Genomic DNA, 18,557 nt, shown 5'->3' on the forward strand with positions numbered 1-18,557 from the left:
CGAAAAGGGTTATTTTTGCAACTTACTATAAAACACTAAATGAAAACAATAAATTTTTCTAGAGTAGACAAAGCTAAATTTTTTAGAACTCTAAATAAAAGAGTAAACACATATTTTAAAGAAAACAATCTTAACAGAACAGGTAACTGGAAATTGTACTCAAAAGCAATTATTATGTTTTCGCTTTTCTTAATTCCATTTATTTTAATCTTAACGGTTTCTATGCCACAATGGGTAATGATTTTATTAATGGTTGTTACTGGAATTGGAATGGCTGGAGTTGGTATGAATGTAATGCATGATGCCAACCACGATTCTTTTTCGAAAAGAAAATGGGTAAACAAATTAATGGGAAGTAGCATTTACATACTTGCCGGAAATGTATATAACTGGAAAGTACAACACAACGTTTTACACCACACTTTTACCAATGTAAAAGATCATGATGAAGATATTGATGCTGGACGAATTATTCGTTTTTCGTTACATTCTAAGTGGTTGAAAATTCATAAAATTCAAAAATATTATTCGATATTTTTATACGGTTTATTAACCATAAATTGGGCAATTACTACAGATGTAAAACAAATGCATCGTTATTTAAAACGCAAATTATCATATGGTAAATTTCCAAATCCAAGAACTGAATGGACGAAATTGGTAATTTCTAAAATTGCTTATTACGCACTTTGGATTGTTTTACCTTTATTGGTTTTAGACGTTGCTTGGTGGAAAGTAATACTTGGTTTTTTTGTGATGCATTACACTGCTGGTATGATTTTAAGTTTGGTATTTCAATTGGCACATATAGTACCAAATACAGAAATGCCTATACCAGATAAAGATGGAAATTTAGAACACACTTGGGCAGTCCACCAATTATATACAACCTCTAACTTTGCCCCTAGTAACTGGTTGGTAAATTTCTATACTGGTGGTTTAAATCATCAAGTTGAACATCATATTTTTCCACACATTTCTCATGTACATTATGGCAAATTAGCTAAAATTGTAAAAGAAACTGCCAAAGAGTTTAATTTACCATATAATGAATACGAAACAACTCGTAAAGCCATTATAGAACATTTTAGACATTTAGGCGTTTTAGGACAAAAGCCAGAATTGGCATAGTAAAACAACAACAACTAACAGTACAATGAAACATCCATTATCGGACAGAATTAACAGTTTACCAGTATCACAAACTTTAGCAATGGCTGCTAAAGCAAGAGAATTACGAGCAGAAGGAAAAGATATTATTGGTTTAAGTTTGGGTGAACCAGATTTTAACACACCAGAATTTATTAAAGATGCTGCTATTAAAGCCATAAATGAAAACTACAATTCATACTCGCCAGTAGATGGTTACGCAGAGTTGAAAGAAGCAATTTGCGTAAAGTTTAAGCGTGATAATAATTTAGAGTATAAACCAAGTCAGGTTGTAGTTTCTACTGGTGCAAAACAATCTATTGCAAACATTGCACAAGTTTTATTAAATCCTGGTGATGAAGTTTTATTACCAGCTCCATATTGGGTAAGTTATTCTGCCATTGCTATTTTATGTGAAGCAACTTTTGTAGAAATTCCTTCTTCAATAGAAAACGATTTTAAAATCACTCCAGAGCAATTGGAAGCTTCTATTACGCCAAAAACAAAAATGATTTTTTTTAACTCTCCAAACAACCCTAGTGGAACTATTTATAGTGAAGCAGAATACAGAGCATTGGCTGCAGTTTTAGAAAAACATCCACAAATTTATGTTTTATCTGACGAAATTTACGAACATATTAATTATGAAACAAAACCATTTAGTTTTGCTGCTATAGAAAGTATGTATGATAGAACCATAACTGTAAATGGTTTGGCTAAAGCATTTGCCATGACAGGTTGGAGAATTGGATATATAGGCGCTCCAGAATGGATTGCAAAGGCTTGTACTAAAATGCAAGGACAAATTACCTCTGGTACAAATTGTATTGCTCAGAGAGCTGCAATTACAGCTGTTTTAGCACCTGTTTCTAAAATACAATATATGGTAGACGAGTTTAAAACTCGTAGAGATATTATTATTGGATTGTTAAGAGAAATTGATGGATTTAAAGTAAATGTTCCTGAAGGTGCATTTTACGTTTTTCCAGATGTTTCTGCTTTCTTTGGTAAAACTATTAAAGGTACAAAAATTGAAAACGCAAGCGATTTTGCTTTGTTTATTTTAGAAAAAGCCAATGTTGCTACTGTAACTGGTGATGCTTTTGGTACACCAAATTGTATTCGTATTTCATATGCAGCTTCTGAATTACAAATTAGAGAAGCTATAAAAAGAATTAAAGAAGCTTTAAGCTAAGTTTAAAAATAATATCAAAACTTAAAATCCATCTTTTTTAAAGATGGATTTTTTTTTGAAAACAACTATCGTTGTTAAAATAGTATGTTTATAAAGTAATCAAAACAATTACTACCATAAATAAAGCTACTCTTAAAATAGTTCCAGCATCACTTTCAATATTTTTATGATGGTTTGTTATTAAAGATTTTACTTTAGAAATAGATTTAGACTTTTCTAATTGAATACTTTTTTTAATTTCTTGTTTGTATGAAGATGTTAAAATTCCTCTTTCTAAAATTGATGTTGATTGTAAATATTTCATGATGTTGTTTATTTGGTTATATAAGAAAGACGAAACGTAACTACCTTTGTTACAGAACAAAACTCACATAAATTTAAAAAAACACCAACTTTATAGGTTTGATGGTTTACGACAATCAGAAAAAAAATTTAAAAAAAAGTAAAATTTATCGTCTAAAAACAAAAAAACGCATCTAAAAGTTTCAGATGCGTTCTTAAAATAAAGTGTATTTGCAATGACTAATCTACATTATCATGTAAAAAAGAGTTGTTAGATTTAAAATCTATTTGGTCATCTTCTTTTTTAATTGCCGTTTTAGTTTGACTTATAGGTGCGTTTACATTTAAATCTACACCTTGTCTTTTATAAGCTGGTTGACGCTCAATTTCATCTATATTTTTATTTAACTGATCGTTAAACTTATAGTTGAAACCTTTCATTTTTCTACGTCTTTCTTCTGCTCTTTGTTGCAATTCAGAAATTGTTAAATCTAAAGGAGAAACCTCTTCACTAGTAGTTTCTATGTTATTTATTTCAGCTTGTGGTTTTGCCGTTTTTAACTCAAAATGAATTTCATTTTCTTCTACTATTGGTTTCTTTTCTAAAATATGAGAACTTTTACCTATTGTTGGTTTTGCATCAAAATCCTCTAAAACATAGCGTTTCTCTACTTCTTTTTTCTCAGGAATAATTTCTTCTGCTCCAAAAACCTCAATATTGTTTTCTATAATTTCATCATCAATCAAATGGTTTACAACGTCATTTTCTGATGTGTTTTTAGCATCATTATTCAAAGGTAAATCAAACAATAAATCTGCTCGCATTTGCTGCGGTTGTTCTTCCACTTCTTCTTCAACTTCTGGAGTTGGAGTAACATCTGTAATAATAAAATCTTCTTCAGATACAGATTCTAAAGAAATTTCATCATAAGAAACAGGCATGTTTGCAATTAACTCTGAAGTTGGAATCAATTCCATTTTTGGTGATTTTGGCTCCGATATTATTTCTGTATCATCTAACTCTAAAGTATGCACAATTTTTTCATCTGAAGCATTAGAAATTGGCTGATCTAAAGTTGGTGATTTTGTGATGGTTTTTTCACTGAAATCATAGGTTGCTTTCTGTTCATCTTCTAAAGTATGTACAATTTTTTTAACTTCTGTATTGGTAATTGTACTTTGCTGATCTGGAGCAAAACCAGTTGCTACAATAGTTACTGCAATAGCATCTCCAAGCTCTTCATCTTCACCAATTCCCATTATAATGTTGGCATCATAACCTGCTTCGTCTTGAATGTAATCGTTAATTTCACCGATTTCATCTAAGGTAACTTCATTTGTTCCTGAAACTATAAGCAACAATACATTTTTAGCTCCTGTAATTTTATTATCGTTTAATAAAGGAGAATCTAACGCTTTTACAATGGCTGTTTTTGCTCTTGCTTTTCCTTCTTCTTTTGCAGACCCCATAATTGCAGTTCCACTATTAGAAAGCACTGTTTTTGCATCGTGTAAATCGATATTTTGTTTATAGTGATGTGTAATTACTTCTGCAATTCCACGAGAAGCTGTAGATAAAACTTCATCTGCTTTTGAAAAACCAGCTTTGAAACCTAAATTTCCGTAAACTTCACGAAGCTTGTTGTTATTAATTACAATTAAAGAATCTACATTTTGACGCAGTTGATCGATTCCTAATTGTGCTTGTTTTGCGCGCATTCTTCCTTCAAACTGAAATGGCATTGTAACAATACCTACAGTTAAAATTTCCATGTCTTTTGCAATTTTTGCAATAATAGGAGCTGCTCCAGTTCCTGTTCCACCACCCATTCCTGCAGTGATAAATACCATTTTTGTTTGAGTATTTAACATTTGCTGAATTTCTTGCATGCTTTCTTTAGCAGCTTTAGCACCAATTTCTGGGTTTGCACCTGCACCTAAACCTGAGGTTAAGTTTGCACCAAGTTGTATTTTATTTGGTACTGGGCTGTTTTCTAAAGCTTGTGCATCTGTGTTGCAAATCACAAAATCTACACCTCTAATTTGTTGTGTGTACATGTGGTTTACTGCATTGCTTCCACCACCACCAACACCAATTACTTTTATGGTGTTTGATTGTGTTTTTGGCATGTCAAATGAAATGTTATCGAATTCTGCGCTCATAATAACGTATCTTTTAATATTTAATTTTTCTTTTTACTTCTTTTATTCTTTATAAATTTCGATTTTTTTAGACTATTCTGCATTGTCTAAAAAATCTTTTAATCCTTCTGTGAACTTGTCAAAAAATGATTTTTTCTTTTTCTTTTTTGGAACTGGAGTTTCTTCAACTTCTGGAGGTAGTTCTTGCGACGTTTCTTCTATACCAGTTTCTGGAGTTTGTACTTCAGATTCCCGAACTATTTCTTCAATTTCCTCATCATCTTTAATATGTCTGTTCAAACCTTCCATTAACAATCCAACTGCTGTTGCATAAGATGGACTTGATAATATGTCTTCTGAATCACCTGCCAAATGCTCATTTGGATACCCAATTCTTGCATCCATACCAGTAATGTACTCTACTAATTGACGCAAGTGTTTTAATTGAGCTCCACCACCTGTTAACACAATTCCTGCAATTAATTTTCCTTTTGCAGTTTCATGTCCGTAATTTTTTATTTCTAAATACACGTGTTCAATAATTTCTTGAACTCTTGCATGAATAATTTTAGATAAATTTTTAAGTGTGATTTCTTTTGGCTCTCTACCTCTTAAACCTGGAATAGATACAATTTCTGTTTCTTTATTTTCTCCTGGCCACGCAGAACCAAATTTTATTTTTAGTAATTCAGCTTGTTTTTCTATGATAGAACAACCTTCTTTGATATCGTCTGTAATTACATTTCCTCCAAAAGGAATTACTGCTGTATGACGTATAATTCCGTCTTTAAAAATAGCTAAATCTGTTGTTCCACCTCCTATATCAATTAAAGCTACACCAGCTTCTTTTTCTTCTTGACTTAAAACTGCTTCTGCAGATGCTAAAGGTTCTAATGTAATTTCATTTAAGTTTAAACCAGCACTTTTTATACATCTACCAATATTTCTTATGGAAGAAACTTGCCCAACAACAACGTGAAAATTGGCTTCTAAACGACCACCATACATTCCTATTGGTTCTTTAATATCTGCTTGAGAATCAACCTTAAATTCTTGTGGCAACACATGAATAATTTCTTCACCTGGTAACATTACCAATTTATGAACTTGATTTACCAAGTTTTCGATATCAACTTCATTTATTACCTCTTCAGCATCATTTCTTGTAATATAATCTGAGTGGTGTAAACTTCTAATATGTTGACCTGCAATACCTACTACTACATCTTCTATTTTAATTCCAGATACACTTTCTGCTTCATCTACAGCTTGTTGAATAGATTGTATGGTTTGTGTAATATTGCTAACTACGCCACGTTTTACTCCTAAACTTTTCGCTTTTCCAATACCAACAACTTCTATTTTGTTGTATTCGTTTTTACGACCAATCATGGCAACAATTTTGGTTGTACCAATATCTAAACCAACAGCTATTTTATTGTTTTCCATTTTGATTTATTTTGTGCACACAACTTGGTTGTGATATTTTACATTAATGCTTTTATAATTCTGAATCGTTTTGTCTTTAAAAGTGGTATTGTAAAATGCTTTTAATTTCTTAAACTTTACATCCATTTTTTCTAATTTTCCAAAATTGATTTTATAATCTCCACTTCTAACGGAAAATTCGTACTCTTTAGCGTCAGATTTATGAATTCCTACAACTTCTTTTTGCAGAAAACTATCTGCTAAAATATAGCGTACTAAAGGTAAAATTTCTTTTACTTCTTCGTTATTTTTTACACCCGAAACAAGTAAAACTCTCGCAGAATAATTACTTGATAATGGTATTTTTACACCTTGATTATCAACATAGTAAGATTCTTTATCAGAAATTATTCTTACAATTGGTGTACGTTGTTTTACAATAGACTTTAACACCCCATTTATGCTTAAAAAAACGGCAGTTTTTTCTACATAAGGGTTTTTTGCGACGCTATTCTCCAAACTGTATAAATCTATTACAGATTTTGCTTGGTTTTTCACGCTTACATCATTTTGTATTAACAATTTATTAACCATAGCGTGTGTTAAAAAATTATTGTCTCCAGCTTCAAATTCCACTTCAATTTTTGATACTTTTTTCTGGTTATTTCGCTTTGTTGAAAAACTATACAAAAAGCTCAAACATACCGCTAACACAATAAACAACACGTATTTTAAAATTCTTTTAAACTTCATTATTTTTCATTTAAAAGTTTGTTTGCTACATCATTTATCATAACACCAATATCGCCAGCACCTAACATTACCACTATTTTTTTATTTGAATTTTTAATATCTTTTATTAAATTATTTTTTTGAGTTAGTTTTTTATGCTTATTTGTTATTTTATTTAACAACCAGTTAGAGTTAATGCCAGTAATTGGATTTTCTCTAGCTGGATATATATCTAATAACAAAATATCGTCAAATTTACTTAGTGCTTTTGCAAAATCATCTGCAAAATCTCTGGTTCTAGAGAATAAGTGTGGTTGAAAAACAACCAAAACATCGTCTTTTGGGTACATTTCTCTAACAGCATTTTCCACAGCATTGATTTCTGTTGGGTGATGAGCATAATCATCAATTAAAACTAAATTTTCTGTCTTAATTTTATATGAAAATCTTCTTTTTACACCTTTAAAAGTTGCTAAACTTATTTTAATATCATCCAAAGAAACTCCATAAACATCTGCCATTGCAAGTGCTGCTAAAGCATTCATTACATTATGTTTTCCTGGTAATTGAAATGTAATATTTCTAATTTCTGACAACGGTGTTTTTACATCAAAAATGTAAGTACCATCGTTTATTTTTAAATTGAAAGCTTTATAATCTGCTTCTTCATTTATTGCATATGTTAATCCTTTTAAGGGCAAACCTTTTGCAAATATTAATGTGTTTGATACTTTATTAGAAAATTCTACAAAAGACTCCGTTAAAGCATCTGGGTTTTTATAAATATCTAAATGATCTGCATCCATTGAGGTGACACAAGCAATATTTGGACTTAGTTTTAAGAAAGATCTATCAAACTCATCTGCTTCTACCACAGAAACTTTGTCTTCACCTAAAATTAAATTAGAATTATAGTTTTCTGAAATACCGCCTAAAAAAGAAGTTGCATTTACAGTTTTCATGATGTGTCCTAAAATACAAGAGGTTGTAGTTTTACCATGTGTACCTGCAACTGCTAAACAAAACGTATTCTCAGTAATTTTTCCAAGAATTTCTGCTCTTTTAATTAATTGAAAATCATTGTTTATAAAATAATTTAGTTCTTCATGATTTTTTGGAATTGCAGGTGTGTAAACAATCAATGTTTTTTCTTTATCTAAAAAAGACATTGGAATATTTTTCACAGCGTCTTTAAAATGAATTTCTACTCCTAGCTCTTGTAAAGAAGTTGTTATTTCTGAAGAATTTTTGTCGTAACCAGCTACATTTTTTCCATTCACAGCAAAGAAACGAGCAATTGCACTCATTCCTATACCACCAATTCCGATGAAATATATGTTATGGAAACTTTTTAAATTCATTTATTTAATAAATTTTCAATTTCGTCTACAATATCTTTTGTTGCACTTGGTAATGCCAGTTCATTTATATTTTCTGACAAACTTTGTTGTTTTCCAATATCTTTTAATAGACTTTCAAATACTACTAAAAATGTTTCTAACTCACTTTCTTTTACCATTAAAGCAGCATGCTTATCAACAATAGATTTGGCATTTTTTGTTTGATGATCTTCTGCTACATTTGGTGATGGAATAAATATTACTGGCTTACCAACAATACATAATTCTGAAACGGAACTTGCACCTGCTCTAGACAAAATAAAATCTGCAGTTGCATAAGCTAAATCCATTTTATTGATAAACTGATGTACTTGAACACCTTCATTTTCATTATACTTTTTGTATTCATCAAAATACAATTTACCACACTGCCAAATCAACTCAACATTTTGGTTTTTAAAAAAATCTAAATTTGTTTCTACTAACTGATTTATTTTACGAGCTCCTAAACTACCACCTAAAACTAAAAGTGTTTTTTTGCTTTTATCTAATTGATAAAAATCTGTTGCTGCTTGTAATTTTGAGTGAATATTTAACAAATCTTGCCTTACAGGATTACCAGTTTTTACGATTTTATTTGCAGGAAAAAATCGATCTAAATTATCATAGGCAACACATATTTTTTTAACTCTTTTGCACAACAATCTGTTTGTGATTCCTGGAAAAGAATTTTGTTCTTGAATAAGTGTTGGTATTTTTCTTCTGTTGGCCATTATTAATGTTGGTCCACTTGCAAAACCTCCAGTTCCAATAGCGATATCTGGTTTAAATTTTCTTATTATTTTTCTTGCTTTCCACAAACTATTTATGAGTTTGAAAGGAAAACTTGCATTTTTTGATGTTAATTTTCGTTGAATACCAGAAATCCATAAACCTTCAATTTTATATCCGGCTTGTGGTACTTTTTCCATTTCCATTTTATCTTTAGCACCAACAAACAAAATATTTGCGTCTGGAAATCGAGCTTTTATTTCGTTTGCAATTGCAATTGCAGGATATATGTGTCCTCCTGTACCTCCTCCAGAAATTAAAATGTTATATGGTTTCATGTAAAATATCTAAAGGGTTATCATCTAAAATATCTTCTTCTGTTTCTTCTTTAGATGCGCTTACGCTTAAAATCATTCCAAGTGCAAAACAGGTCATCCAGATAGAAGTACCTCCACTACTAACTAATGGTAATGTTTGTCCTGTAACAGGAAATAAATTGGTGGCAACTGCCATATTAATTGTTGCTTGAAAAACAATTGGAAAGCCAACACCAATTACTAAAAGAGTTCCAAAAATTGTAGTTGTTTTTTTGATAACTACAAAAATTCTAAATAGAAGTAAAAAATAAATACCTACCAATAAGACTGCACCTACCAAACCGTATTCTTCTACAATTATTGCATAAATAAAATCTGAAGACGATTGTGGTAAAAAGTTTTTTTGTACACTTTTTCCAGGTCCTACACCAATTACACCACCAGTTGCTATAGCTATTTTCGCTTTTTCTACCTGATAAGATTCTTTACCTTCTTCTTGAGAAAAATTTTCTATTCTATTTTGCCAAGTTTGAACTCTGTTTGGCATTGCATCTGGAAAAGCTTTCGCAATTAAAATAAAAAAGGTGAGCGCTAAAACTCCTACTCCAACCACAAAACCTATATATTTTATTGGATAACCTCCAATAAAAGCTACTACCAATATCATTGAAAAAATAATTGCTGTTGTAGAAAAATTTGCCGGTAAAATTAACATTAACAGTAAACTTACTGGTAGCCATAGCTGTAATAAACTTTCTTTAAAATTTATTTCTTTTTCTTTATTTCTTGCTAAATATCTTGCTACATAAACCATTAAAACCAAACCTGCTAAAGTTGATGTTTGAAAACCAAAACCTCCAATTCTTATCCATCTACTTGCATTTGCACCTGCTATTGTGGTTCCTTGAGATAAAGTAAAAATTAATAGCACAAACACAACTGGTAGCATTAGAACTGAGCCTCCAGAAAAATATCGATAAGGAATTTTATGTACTCCATAAATAATTAAAAAACCAAATATTAATAAAGCTGCATGTTTTGCCAAATGACCTAAAGTAGAGCCATTACCAACTACATAAACCAAATTTGTGCTTGCGCTGTATACTGGCATAAATGAGAAGATTGCCAAAATAGCAACAATTGCCCAAATGGTTTTATCTCCTTTTATATGTTTAAATATGGTTTTCATTAATACTACTCAACTATTTATTTTAAATATATACTTGCTTTTTTAGGTAAATTTGCTGTTTAAAGATTTCTAACTGCTTTTTTAAATTGACGACCTCTATCTTCATAGTTTTCAAATAAATCAAAACTAGCACATGCTGGAGATAATAAAACTGCATCGCCTTTTGTTGCTAACTTGTAAGATACTTTTACAGCCTCTTCTGCACCTGCAGTTTCAACAATTATATCAACTACATTACCAAACGTGTTTTTAATTTTTTCGTTATCTAAACCTAAACATACAATTGCTTTTACTTTTTCTCTAACCAATGGTAATAAATCGTTATAATCATTTCCTTTGTCTACACCTCCAACAATCCAAACTGTTTGCTTATCCATACACTCTAAGGCATAAAAAGTTGCATTTACATTTGTTGCTTTAGAATCATTTATATATTCTACATCTTTAATTTTTGATACGTTTTCTAAACGATGCTCAGCACCTTCAAAATCTTCTAAGCTTTCTTTTATGGTTTGTTTTCTAACTTTTAAAAGTTGAGCTGCCATTGTTGCTGCCATGGCATTTTTAATATTGTGTTTTCCTTTTACTGATAAGGCTGATGTTGGCATGTTAAATTCGTCTTTATTAAGGTTGATAATTATGTTATTCTCTTTTATATAAGCTCCATATTTTAACTCTTTTTCAAGGGAGAATGGAACTAATTTTGCTTCTGTTTTATTTTCTTTTAACCAATTGTTTATGGTTTTATCATCTGCATCATAAATTAAATAATCTTCAGATGTTTGATTTTTTGTAATTCTAAATTTTGAGTTGATATAGTTTTTAAATTCGTAATTATATCTATCTAAATGATCTGGTGTAATATTTGTTAAAATTGCGATGTGGCTATTAAAACTTTCTATACCATCTAACTGAAAGCTACTCAACTCTAAAACATATTTTTCATATGATTTTTCTGCTACTTGTTGAGCAAAACTGTTTCCAATATTTCCTGCAACACCAACATTTAATCCAGCTTTTTGTAAAATATGATGCGTTAATAATGTTGTGGTTGTTTTTCCATTTGATCCTGTTATGCCAACTATTGTGGCTTTTGTAAACTGTGATGCAAATTCTATTTCAGAAATTACTTTTACGCCTTTTTGTTTTAGCTTAACTACTAAAGGAACAGTATCTGGAATTCCAGGACTTTTCATCACAACATCTGCATTTAAAATTTCATTTTCAGTGTGATTTTTTTCCTCAAAATTTATCTTATTATGTAAAAGAACTTTTTTGTATTTATTTAATATTTCATTTTTATCAGACACAAAAACTTCGTAGCCTTTTTGTTTTGCTAAAATTGCAGTTCCAACACCACTTTCTCCTCCTCCAAGTACAACTAACCTTTTCAATTTATCTTAATTTTAAAGTAACAATTGCCAATACCGCTAACAAGATTCCTACAATCCAAAAACGAACAACAATTTTGCTTTCGTGATAGCTTAATTTTTGATAATGATGATGTAATGGTGACATTTTAAAAATTCGCCTTCCTTCACCATATTTTTTTCTAGTATATTTAAACCATGAAACTTGCATGATTACAGATAGGTTTTCAATTACGAAAATTCCTGCTAAAATTGGAAGCAATAATTCTTTTCTAACAGAAATTGCTATAACCGCTATAATTCCACCAATAGTTAAACTTCCTGTATCGCCCATAAAAACTTGAGCTGGATAAGTATTGTACCACAAAAAACCAATTAATGCACCAGCAAAGGCTAAAATGAAAACTGTCATTTCACCAGAGTTTGGTATATACATAACATCTAAATAATCTGCAAAAATGATGTTTCCAGAAACCCATGCAAAAAGAGCAAGGGTTATTACCATTATGGCTGATGAACCTGCAGCTAAACCATCAATTCCATCTGTTAAATTTGCTCCATTTGAAATTCCTGTAACAATAAATACTGTAATAAAAATGAAAACTATCCACCCATATTTTTCATAATCGTCACCTAAAAAACTTAATGCTTTGGCATAATCTAATTCGTTATTTTTAAAGAATGGAACTGTTGTTTTTGTTGATTTATGTGCTTCTCCAAACACTGTTTTTCTTCCATTTTCTTTTACAACTTGTTGCGAAATTGGCAATTGTTCTTTTATGGTTACATCATCATTAAAGTAAAGCATAGAACCTACGATAATACCCAAACCAACTTGACCAAGCACCTTAAATTTACCATGTAAACCTGCTTTGTCTTTTTTAAAGACTTTTATATAATCGTCTAAAAAACCTATGGTTCCCATCCAAACTGTAGTTATTATTAAAATAATTACATAAATATTATCTAGTTTTGCTAGTAAAATGGCTGGTATTAATGTTGCTAGAATAATAATTATTCCTCCCATTGTTGGTGTACCTGCTTTTTGTACTTGCCCTTCTAAACCTAAATCTCTAATAGATTCGCCAACTTGTTGCTTTTGTAAAAATTTTATAATTCTTTTTCCATAAATAGCAGAAATTAAAAGAGATAAAATAAATGCTGCTGCTGCTCTAAATGTGATGAATTGAAACACACTTGCTCCTGGAAAACTAAATTGACTCTCTAAATATTCGAATAAATAATACAGCATTTTTACTTATTTTTTTAGTTAATTGAAACAGTTTTTCACTTCTTCTAAATCATCAAAATGAGAACGAACCCCATTTATTTCTTGATAATTTTCATGTCCTTTTCCTGCAATTAGTATAATATCTCCGTTTTTTGAGAACTTACATGCAGTTTTAATTGCCTGCTTTCTATTTAAAACTGTTAAGGTTTTTTTATAATTTTCCGCAGAAACTCCTTTTTCCATTTCATCTAAAATGGTTTGTGGGTTTTCTGTTCTAGGATTGTCTGAAGTAAAAATTGCTTGATTACTTAATTGTGAAGCAATATGTGCCATTTTTGGTCTTTTAGTTTTATCTCTATCACCTCCACAACCAACTATGGTAATTACTTTTTCGTTGCCAGTTCTAATATCATTAATTGTTTCTAAAACATTTTTTAATGCATCTGGTGTATGTGCATAATCTACAATTGCTGTAACTCCGTTATTAGATACTACATATTCAAATCGCCCACTAACACTTTCTAATTCACTAACAATGGTTAGCACTTCTAATTTATCTAAACCCAATAACTCTGCAGTTGCAATAATTGCTGTTAAATTGTAGATATTAAAAACTCCTATCAACTTCGTCCAAACCTCTGTACCATCTACAGAAATTAAAGTTCCTGAAAGTTGCTTTTCTAAAATTTTGGTTTTAAAATCTGCTAAAGTTTTTAAAGCGTAGGTTTTCTTTTTTGCCTTGGTATTTTGCAACATGAAGTTGCCATTTTTATCATCAATATTTGTTAAAGCAAAGGCTGATTTTGGCAAAGCATCAAAAAATTGTTTTTTTACATTTCTATATTCTGTAAAAGTTGCGTGATAATCTAAATGGTCATGAGAAAGATTTGTAAAAATTCCTCCAGTAAACTTTAAACCTTCAGTTCTTTTTTGATGAATTCCGTGAGAGCTTACTTCCATGAAACAATAATCTACTCCAGCATCAATCATTTTATCTAAATAAGAGTTGATTGTTACTGAATCTGGAGTTGTATGTGTTGCTTTGAATTCAATATCATCAACCATAATTTTTACAGTTGATAAAAGCCCCACTTTGTAACCTGCTTTTTTAAATAATTGATATAAAAGTGATGCTATTGTTGTTTTACCATTAGTACCTGTAACTCCTACTAACTGTATTTTACTTGAAGGATTTTCGTAAAAATTAGAAGCCATAATTGCCAAAGCTTCATTTGCGTTAGGTACCTGAATATATGTGATTCCTTCTTTTGTATCAGATGGAAAATCTTCACAAATAATGGCAACTGCACCTAAAGAAATTGCTTTCTCTATAAATAGATGACCATCTACAGAAACTCCTTTTTGAGCAATAAAAACATCATCCTTTTCAATTTTTCTAGAATCGAAAACAAGGTTATTTATTTCAATATTTGTGTTGCCAAAAACTTGACCTATTGAAACCTTATATAATATGTCTTTTAAATTGTTCAGTTTATGATAATTTTAAAATGATGGTTTTTCCTTTTTCTAACTTCTCTCCTTTATTTAAAGATTGAGATTGTACTTTACCCATTCCAGAAACTTTAACTTTTAACCCTAAATTTTCTAAAAGAGATACTGCATCCATACCAGACATACCTTTTACGTTAGGCACTTCTGAATGGTTTTTATTTAAATTCGCATCGTAATTGGCGTAATTTTTTTCAATTTCTTCAAACTTTACTTTATCGTCTACAGATTGATTATCTACAGGTGTTGTGGTATAAATTTTTTGTGCAATTTCTTTAAAAACTGGGCCTGCAACTGTTGCTCCATAATATCCTTTTTCTTTTTTTGGATCGTGAATTACTACTATGCAAGAGTATTTTGGATTATCGGCAGGAAAAAAACCTGCAAAAGAAGCTACATAATGCTTGTTTGAATAACCTGCATTAATTGTTTCTCCATTTTCATTGGTATGTTTTGGTAAAAACTTTTTAGCAGTTCCTGTTTTTCCTGCCATTGAAAAATTTGGAGAATAAATATTATCTGCAGTTCCTTTAACAACCACATTTTCCATTATTTTTCTAATCTTATTTAAAGTTTCCTCTGAGGCTATTTTTGGATTTACAACAACAGTTTCAAAAACTTTTTCTGTTTTATCTTGTCTTCTTAATTCTTTAATAAAGCGTGGTTTTACCATTACTCCATTATTTGCAACTGCGTTATAAAACATTAAAGTTTGCATTGGTGTAATTGAAATTCCATACCCCCAAGACATCCATTCTAAAGAAATTTTATTCCATCTTTTGTCTTTTGGAGTAGGTATAACTGGCATACCTTCACCTTTTATTTGAAAACCAATTGGTTTTGTAAATCCATAAGAGGCAACTTTTTCTATAAATTTTTCTGGAGTTGCATCATAATGCTCTTTTATAATTTTTACAATTCCAACATTTGAAGAAACCTCAAAAACTCTTGCTGCAGAAATTTTACCATAACCTCCTCTATGCGAATCTTCTACTTTAGAACCGTGAATAAAAATTCTACCTTTTTCAGTATCTACTACTGTAGAAGTATCAATTTTTTTGTCTTCTAAAGCAGCCATTAAACTTGCTAACTTAAATGTGGAACCAGGCTCATGACTTTCCCAAACTGCATAATTTCTTTTTTCGTAATATTTTCCTTTAGAAGTTCTACCTAAATTTGAAATGGCTTTAATTTCTCCTGTAGCAGTTTCCATAACTACTGCACAACCATGATCTGCCTCAAAATATTCTAACTGACTTAATAAAGCGTGATGGGTAATATCTTGTATGTTTACATCAATAGTTGTAATAATATCATGACCATCTATGGGTTCTTTTTCATTATAATCGCTAATTGGTTTCCATTGATTTTTAGCAATTTTTTGCACCCATCTTAAACCATTTTCACCTTGCATATAATCTGCAAATGCACCTTCTATGCCAGCTTCTCCCCTAAAATCGTCATACCCAATTGTGCGTTCCGCTATTTTACCTATTGGATGTGCACGCTCTGTTCTATGTTTTGCGATAAAACCACCTTTGTAAACTCCCAAATTAAATATTGGAAATTTTTTCATCTTCAAATAATTAGTATATCCAATATCTCTTGCTATTAAAAAATAACGCTTTTTCTTATTTTTCGCGTTTCTTAATCTAGCTTGATGGTATCTCACAGAATTTCCTAACATTTTAGAAAGTTCTTTGGATAAATCTGCTATATTTTCTTCAAAAACTTTGCTATCTACAGTAACCAAATCCATATAAATATTGAATTTAGACATAGATGTTGCCAGTAAATTTCCGTCTGAAGCATATACATTTCCTTTATTTGCGTAAATTGTATCTTGACGAATTGTAAGTTCTGTTGCTAATTTCCTATACTCGTTTCCATGAACGTATTGTAAGTTTACAACACGTATTATGATAGCTATCAATAAAAGCGTCATAAAAGCAGCTACCAAGTAGAATTTTGTAAGTATGCTTTTTTTATGCGTTGCCAATTTTATTATTTTTTATAGGTTACTTGTATTTTTTTAGGAGGAGTTTCTGAAGGTTTTAACCCTCTAGCTTTTGCTTTTTCTCTAATATTGGATTCCATTTTCATCCTCATTAAAATGGTACCAACATCAACATATTCTGCTCTTAGCTCTCTTTTTAATTTGTTTAATTCTGATATTTTAATTACTTTCTTATCAGCATTATGTGAGCTAGAAATCATTATTAAAAGCAGTAAAACCACAAAAATGATAATTTTCCAGTTTTTAAAAGCTGATTCATCTGTAAGGAAACTTCCTCTCAAAAAACCATAAATACCTTTTTTAACTTTCGACATTTTGTTTTTAGCTTTTAACTCTTAATGTTGCTATTCTTAATTTAGCGCTGCGAGCCCTGTTGTTTGTGTTAATTTCCTGTGGGGTAGGTACTATCAACTTTCCAACTTTCTGTAACGGTTCACTTGTGTTTCCAAAAAAATCCTTTTCGGGCTCGCCACTAAACAATCCTGTTCTTATAAATCTTTTCACCAATCTATCTTCTAAAGAATGGTAAGAAATAACACTTAACCTACCTTCTTTGTTTAATAATTTTGGTGTTTGTTCTAAAAATTCTTTTAAAACATCTAACTCTTCATTTACCTCAATTCTAATTGCCTGAAATATTTGAGCTAGTATTTTATGTTCTTTTGCTTTTGGTAAATACCTTTGCAAAACTTTTTTTAACTGAAAACTAGTTTCAATTTTTTCTTCTTCTCTTTTTTCAACAATTGTTTTTGCAATGTTTCTAGAATTTCTCAACTCACCATACAAAAACAATATTTCTGCTAATTTCTCTTCAGAATAACTATTGATGATTTTTTTTGCAGATATTTGAGATTTTTGATTCATTCTCATATCTAAATCACCATCAAAACGGATTGAAAAGCCTCTTTCAGCTTCATCAAACTGATGAGATGAAACACCTAAATCTGCCAAAATACCATCTACCTTTCTAATTCCGTGAAATCTCAGAAACCTTGAGATATATCTAAAATTTTCTGGTATTAGTGTAAAACGCTCATCATCAATAACATTTTCTAAAGCATCTGGGTCTTGATCAAAACCAAACAACTTACCATTTTCACCAAGCCTGCCCAAAATTTCTTTTGAGTGACCTCCTCCCCCAAACGTAACATCAACGTAAATTCCATCTGACTTAATAGCCAACGCATCTACACTTTCCTTTAACAAAACTGGATTATGATAATTCATCTAAATCTGTATTACCCATTACATCTTCTGCTAAATCTGCAAAATCTACAGTAGCATCATCAATTGCTTTTTCGTACTTATCTTTATCCCAAATTTCAATGATATTCACTGCAGAAGAAAGAACTACTTGTTTTTGTATTCCTGCAAAATCACATAAATCTTTCGGAATTAAAATTCTTCCAGTAGCGTCAAATTCTACAATTTTTACACCTGCTGTAAACCTTCGAATAAAATCATTATTCTTTTTAACAAACCTGTTTAACTTGTTTATTTTTTCCATCATTACATTCCACTCACTCATAGAATACAACTCTAAACACGGTTGAAAAACAGCCCTTTTTATAACAAACCCATCATTAAGAACTGGTTGCAATTGCTTCTTTAGAGCTGATGAGAACATCACTCTACCTTTAGCATCTGCCTTACATTCATATGTACCAATTAAATTAATCACGAAACTTTTAAGTTTATTATAAGTATCAAAAATATATAAAATTTACCACTTTTTACCACTTTTTACCACATTGTTAATAAATATTTCATTTTTTGGATATTTTTATTTCCATAGACTTTAAAAAATGAATGTCAGTCATTTACGAAAACGTTACCTATGTGATAAAAAAGAATTACATTTGCGTTTAAGTGAACACAAAAAAAA

General features: G+C 30.4%; 16 protein-coding genes. 2 read left to right on the forward strand and 14 right to left on the reverse strand.

Annotated features, from left to right (window positions below; all coding sequences use genetic code 11):
• Positions 1–39: 39 nt before the first annotated feature.
• Positions 40–1,131, forward strand: coding sequence for a fatty acid desaturase family protein (locus FDT66_RS01660; protein ID WP_138534409.1), 1,092 nt, complete (start codon positions 40–42; stop codon positions 1,129–1,131).
• A 25-nt stretch (positions 1,132–1,156) separates the two neighbouring features.
• The gene (locus FDT66_RS01665) at positions 1,157–2,344 is read left to right on the forward strand and encodes a pyridoxal phosphate-dependent aminotransferase (protein ID WP_171032293.1); all 1,188 of its coding nucleotides are present in this window, start codon (positions 1,157–1,159) and stop codon (positions 2,342–2,344) included.
• An 88-nt stretch (positions 2,345–2,432) separates the two neighbouring features.
• On the opposite strand, the gene FDT66_RS01670 is transcribed toward FDT66_RS01665, so the two are convergent.
• From FDT66_RS01670 to FDT66_RS01735, 14 genes are all read right to left on the reverse strand, one after another.
• Positions 2,433–2,648, reverse strand: coding sequence for a hypothetical protein (locus FDT66_RS01670; protein ID WP_138534410.1), 216 nt, complete (start codon positions 2,646–2,648; stop codon positions 2,433–2,435).
• 218 nt (positions 2,649–2,866) lie between these two features.
• Entirely contained in the window at positions 2,867–4,789 is a 1,923-nt protein-coding gene (gene ftsZ / locus FDT66_RS01675) for a cell division protein FtsZ (protein WP_138534411.1), read from the reverse strand.
• A 72-nt stretch (positions 4,790–4,861) separates the two neighbouring features.
• Positions 4,862–6,217 carry a cell division protein FtsA gene (gene ftsA / locus FDT66_RS01680; protein ID WP_138534412.1) on the reverse strand — a complete coding sequence of 452 codons (1,356 nt, stop codon included), beginning with the start codon at positions 6,215–6,217 and terminating at the stop codon, positions 4,862–4,864.
• Between the two features lie 6 nt (positions 6,218–6,223).
• Positions 6,224–6,949, reverse strand: coding sequence for a cell division protein FtsQ/DivIB (locus tag FDT66_RS01685; protein ID WP_138534413.1), 726 nt, complete (start codon positions 6,947–6,949; stop codon positions 6,224–6,226).
• Entirely contained in the window at positions 6,949–8,289 is a 1,341-nt protein-coding gene (gene murC / locus FDT66_RS01690) for a UDP-N-acetylmuramate--L-alanine ligase (protein WP_138534414.1), read from the reverse strand. Before murC ends, FDT66_RS01685 begins: the two co-directional genes overlap by 1 nt.
• The gene (murG, locus tag FDT66_RS01695; protein WP_138534415.1) at positions 8,286–9,377 is read right to left on the reverse strand and encodes an undecaprenyldiphospho-muramoylpentapeptide beta-N-acetylglucosaminyltransferase; all 1,092 of its coding nucleotides are present in this window, start codon (positions 9,375–9,377) and stop codon (positions 8,286–8,288) included. The genes murC and murG overlap by 4 nt, the downstream gene beginning before the upstream one ends.
• Entirely contained in the window at positions 9,364–10,545 is a 1,182-nt protein-coding gene (locus tag FDT66_RS01700) for an FtsW/RodA/SpoVE family cell cycle protein (protein ID WP_138534416.1), read from the reverse strand. The genes murG and FDT66_RS01700 overlap by 14 nt, the downstream gene beginning before the upstream one ends.
• Positions 10,546–10,604: 59 nt before the next feature.
• The gene (gene murD, locus FDT66_RS01705) at positions 10,605–11,939 is read right to left on the reverse strand and encodes a UDP-N-acetylmuramoyl-L-alanine--D-glutamate ligase (protein WP_138534417.1); all 1,335 of its coding nucleotides are present in this window, start codon (positions 11,937–11,939) and stop codon (positions 10,605–10,607) included.
• Between the two features lies 1 nt (position 11,940).
• Positions 11,941–13,167, reverse strand: coding sequence for a phospho-N-acetylmuramoyl-pentapeptide-transferase (mraY, locus tag FDT66_RS01710; protein WP_138534418.1), 1,227 nt, complete (start codon positions 13,165–13,167; stop codon positions 11,941–11,943).
• Between the two features lie 18 nt (positions 13,168–13,185).
• On the reverse strand, positions 13,186–14,637 hold the full coding sequence (locus FDT66_RS01715) for a UDP-N-acetylmuramoyl-L-alanyl-D-glutamate--2,6-diaminopimelate ligase (protein WP_138534419.1): 1,452 nt from the start codon (positions 14,635–14,637) through the stop codon (positions 13,186–13,188).
• A gap of 1 nt (position 14,638) precedes the next feature.
• Complete coding sequence (locus FDT66_RS01720; RefSeq protein WP_138534705.1) at positions 14,639–16,600, reverse strand: penicillin-binding protein; 1,962 nt, start codon at positions 16,598–16,600, stop codon at positions 14,639–14,641.
• A 59-nt stretch (positions 16,601–16,659) separates the two neighbouring features.
• Positions 16,660–16,986, reverse strand: coding sequence for an FtsL-like putative cell division protein (locus FDT66_RS01725; protein WP_138534420.1), 327 nt, complete (start codon positions 16,984–16,986; stop codon positions 16,660–16,662).
• Between the two features lie 7 nt (positions 16,987–16,993).
• On the reverse strand, positions 16,994–17,899 hold the full coding sequence (rsmH, locus tag FDT66_RS01730) for a 16S rRNA (cytosine(1402)-N(4))-methyltransferase RsmH (RefSeq protein ID WP_138534421.1): 906 nt from the start codon (positions 17,897–17,899) through the stop codon (positions 16,994–16,996).
• A complete protein-coding gene (locus FDT66_RS01735; RefSeq protein WP_138534422.1) occupies positions 17,886–18,353 on the reverse strand; it encodes a division/cell wall cluster transcriptional repressor MraZ in 468 nt (155 codons plus the stop codon). Before FDT66_RS01735 ends, rsmH begins: the two co-directional genes overlap by 14 nt.
• Positions 18,354–18,557: the final 204 nt, after the last annotated feature.

Origin of the sequence: Polaribacter aestuariivivens (assembly GCF_005885675.1) — a bacterium.
In the GTDB taxonomy this organism is placed as follows: Bacteria; Bacteroidota; Bacteroidia; order Flavobacteriales; family Flavobacteriaceae; genus Polaribacter; species Polaribacter aestuariivivens.

Coding starts and splice junctions, on each gene's coding strand:
- FDT66_RS01670 (WP_138534410.1), bottom strand. CDS start 2,648: ATGAAATATTTACAATCAACATCAATTTTAGAAAGAGGAATTTTAACA.
- FDT66_RS01725 (WP_138534420.1), bottom strand. CDS start 16,986: ATGTCGAAAGTTAAAAAAGGTATTTATGGTTTTTTGAGAGGAAGTTTC.
- FDT66_RS01720 (WP_138534705.1), bottom strand. CDS start 16,600: ATGACGCTTTTATTGATAGCTATCATAATACGTGTTGTAAACTTACAA.
- FDT66_RS01685 (WP_138534413.1), bottom strand. CDS start 6,949: ATGAAGTTTAAAAGAATTTTAAAATACGTGTTGTTTATTGTGTTAGCG.
- mraY (WP_138534418.1), bottom strand. CDS start 13,167: ATGCTGTATTATTTATTCGAATATTTAGAGAGTCAATTTAGTTTTCCA.
- ftsA (WP_138534412.1), bottom strand. CDS start 6,217: ATGGAAAACAATAAAATAGCTGTTGGTTTAGATATTGGTACAACCAAA.
- ftsZ (WP_138534411.1), bottom strand. CDS start 4,789: ATGAGCGCAGAATTCGATAACATTTCATTTGACATGCCAAAAACACAA.
- murC (WP_138534414.1), bottom strand. CDS start 8,289: ATGAATTTAAAAAGTTTCCATAACATATATTTCATCGGAATTGGTGGT.
- FDT66_RS01660 (WP_138534409.1), top strand. CDS start 40: ATGAAAACAATAAATTTTTCTAGAGTAGACAAAGCTAAATTTTTTAGA.
- FDT66_RS01700 (WP_138534416.1), bottom strand. CDS start 10,545: ATGAAAACCATATTTAAACATATAAAAGGAGATAAAACCATTTGGGCA.
- FDT66_RS01665 (WP_171032293.1), top strand. CDS start 1,157: ATGAAACATCCATTATCGGACAGAATTAACAGTTTACCAGTATCACAA.
- rsmH (WP_138534421.1), bottom strand. CDS start 17,899: ATGAATTATCATAATCCAGTTTTGTTAAAGGAAAGTGTAGATGCGTTG.
- murG (WP_138534415.1), bottom strand. CDS start 9,377: ATGAAACCATATAACATTTTAATTTCTGGAGGAGGTACAGGAGGACAC.